3 protein-coding genes and 1 pseudogene are annotated in these 2,705 nt (G+C 67.1%); 2 read left to right on the forward strand and 2 right to left on the reverse strand.

Going from position 1 to position 2,705, the window contains the following annotated elements:
- Window positions 1-514, reverse strand: a pseudogene (locus KZA10_RS11745) (aminotransferase class III-fold pyridoxal phosphate-dependent enzyme); the annotation flags it as partial.
- 141 nt (window positions 515-655) lie between these two features.
- Here KZA10_RS11745 and KZA10_RS11750 point away from each other — a divergent pair.
- On the forward strand, window positions 656-2,038 hold the full coding sequence (locus tag KZA10_RS11750; RefSeq protein WP_218682972.1) for an LLM class flavin-dependent oxidoreductase: 1,383 nt from the start codon (window positions 656-658) through the stop codon (window positions 2,036-2,038).
- 9 nt (window positions 2,039-2,047) lie between these two features.
- On the opposite strand, the gene KZA10_RS11755 is transcribed toward KZA10_RS11750, so the two are convergent.
- Window positions 2,048-2,224, reverse strand: a complete 177-nt coding sequence (locus KZA10_RS11755) for a hypothetical protein (protein WP_055871313.1) — start codon at window positions 2,222-2,224, stop codon at window positions 2,048-2,050.
- Between the two features lie 383 nt (window positions 2,225-2,607).
- Here KZA10_RS11755 and KZA10_RS18730 point away from each other — a divergent pair.
- A partial coding sequence (locus KZA10_RS18730; protein ID WP_374196584.1) for a putative immunity protein occupies window positions 2,608-2,705 on the forward strand: 98 nt, incomplete at its 3' end.

Here is a 2,705-nt window from a genome sequence, read left to right on the forward strand (position 1 = left end):
CCAAGGCGTGCTCGAACACCTTCAGGCCACGACGCTCCTGCCAGGGGTAGGCGGTCTTGGTGGCTTTGTCCTGGACCATCTCGATGGCCAGCACCATACCGGTCTGACGCACTTCCGACACGTGCGGGTGGTCCACCAGGTGCGCCGTGGCGGTGGCCATTCGCTGGGCCAGGTCCCTGTTGTTTTCGATGACGTTGTCTTCTTCGAAAATATCCAAGGTCGCCAGCGCCGCCGCGCACGCCAGCGGGTGACCGGAATAGGTCAGTCCGCCGGCGAACGGCATCGTGTCGAAGGCGCTCGCGATGCGGTCGGAGATCACCACGCCGCCGAGGGGCACGTATCCGGAGTTCACACCCTTCGCGAAGGTGATCAGGTCAGGGCTCGCGTCGAACGCATCGATGCCGAACCACTCGCCCAGGCGACCGAAGCCGACCATGACCTCGTCGGCGATGTAGACGATGCCGTAGCGGTCGCACAGCGCGCGCACGCCCTGCATGCACCAGCCGCTGGGCGGTCACGGTCTCGTCGGTCACCAGTCAAGGGTAGAGCCCGCGGGAGTGGCCGAATGCCAGGGCGAGGCAGACCCGCACCCGGAATGTGTCCGTGCATTTCGGGGACTCTGGATTCGTCCACGCCCTTCCCCTTTCATGGGGGCATGACCCGTCAGATCCGCTTCAACGCCTTCGACATGAACTGCGTCGCCCACCAGTCGTCCGGCCTGTGGCGGCACCCCGACGACCGTTCGCGCCAGTACAACACCATCTCGTACTGGTCGGAGCTTGCGAAGCTGCTGGAGAGCGCCACCTTCGACGGCATCTTCATCGCCGACGTGCTCGGCACCTATGACGTGTACGGCGGCACGAACGAGGCCGCTATCCGCAACGGCGCGCAGGTGCCGGTGAACGACCCGATCCTGCTGGTGAGCGCGATGGCCGCGGTCACCGAGAACCTGGGCTTCGGCATCACGGCCGGCACCGCGTTCGAGCACCCCTACCCGTTCGCGCGCCGGTTGAGCACCCTCGACCACCTCACGCAGGGCCGCGTCGGCTGGAACGTCGTGACCGGATACCTGCCCAGCGCCGCGCGCAACATGGGCCAGGAGGACCAGCTCGCCCACGATGACCGCTACGACCACGCGGACGAGTACGTCGAGGTGCTCTACAAGCTCTGGGAGGGGTCGTGGGAGGACGACGCCGTGGTCGAGGACCGCGAGCGCGGCATCTTCACCGACCCGGCCAAGGTGCACCCGATCGGGCATGAGGGGAAGCACTTCAGCGTGCCCGGCATCCATATCGCCGAGCCCTCGCCACAGCGCACGCCGGTGATCTACCAGGCCGGTGCGAGTCCGCGCGCCGTGAAGTTCGCGGCCGAGAACGCCGAGGCCATCTTCGTCGCCGCCCCCTCGAAGGAGGTGCTCGCCGGAACGGTCAGGCGCATTCGCGACGCCCTCGAGGCGGCAGGACGCGACCGGTACGACGCCCGCATCTACACGCTGCTCACCGTGATCACCGCCGCCACCGCCGAAGAGGCGACGGCGAAGCACGCGGAGTACCTCTCCTATGCGAGCCCCGAGGGTGCCCTGACGTTCATGTCGGGGTGGATGGGCGTGGATCTGTCGCAGTACGCCGAGGACGAGCCGGTCGGGAACGTCGAGTCGAACGCGATCCAGTCAGTTCTGCAGCACCTGAAGGAAGAGGCCGACCTCGGCCGCGAATGGACCGTCGGCGACTTCGGACGCCACAACGCGATCGGCGGCCTCGGCCCCACGATCGTCGGGTCCGGCGTCGAGATCGCCGACGAGCTGCAGTCCTGGGTCGAGGCGACCGACATCGACGGCTTCAACCTCGCCTACGCGGTCACCCCCGGCACCTGGCAGGACATCATCGAGCACGTGATTCCGGTGCTGCGCGAGCGCGGCGCCTATCCCGAGGAGTACGCGCCGGGCACTCTTCGCAACAAGCTCCACGGTCGCGGCGACCGGGTGCAGGACACGCACCGCGCCGCGAAGTACCGCGTCGGGGCGTTCGCCCGGGCGTGAGAGGAGACGTCAGTCGTCGCTGCGGCTGAAGATCCCGCGGAGCACCAGGAAGACCACGACCGCGACGACGGCGACGATCATGAGCTTGAAGATGAAGGCCAGCACCGAGAACAGCGCGCTCACGATCCACCACGCGATCACGACGGCGAGGATGACGCCGAGGATGGTCCAGATGTTCTTGGTCATGCCTCCAGCCTACGGAGTCGCGGCTGAGGGAATCTCGTCGAGCGACCGGTAGACGGGAAGTCCGAGCTCCTGCGCGATCTCGGCGTCCTTGTCCGCACCCGACGACTCCCCCGGCAGACGCAGCACGGCATCGCAGTGCTGCAGCAGGCGAGGTCGCGCAGCTGCTGCGCCGAGTACCCCACCCGTCGCCCGAGCGCGACCGTGGTCATCACATGCTTTGGAGGGTTTGTCATGATCTTCCCCATCCTTTCGGCATCAGAGTCCACATAAGCACGTGGGGTTCATCATTGAGGGATGGAGATGCAGGAGATCATCGAGACGGTCCGTGGCTCCCGGCAGCGTGCCGAACGGCGGGCGGGATGAGCATGTCCACTGCGCAGGGCATGACCGAGACCGAGCGACGGATCGTCGCGGTGTGGGCGGCCGACTGCGCGGAACGGGTGCTGCCCCTGTTCGACGCGGAGGCACCCGACGACGACCG

Source organism: Microbacterium sp. BF1 (assembly GCF_019279095.1).
GTDB classification, from domain to species: domain Bacteria; phylum Actinomycetota; class Actinomycetes; order Actinomycetales; family Microbacteriaceae; genus Microbacterium; species Microbacterium maritypicum.

Excerpts from the sequence above, each read along its gene's own strand:
- KZA10_RS11755 (WP_055871313.1), bottom strand. The coding sequence starts at position 2,224 with ATGACCAAGAACATCTGGACCATCCTCGGCGTCATCCTCGCCGTCGTG.
- KZA10_RS11750 (WP_218682972.1), top strand. The coding sequence starts at position 656 with ATGACCCGTCAGATCCGCTTCAACGCCTTCGACATGAACTGCGTCGCC.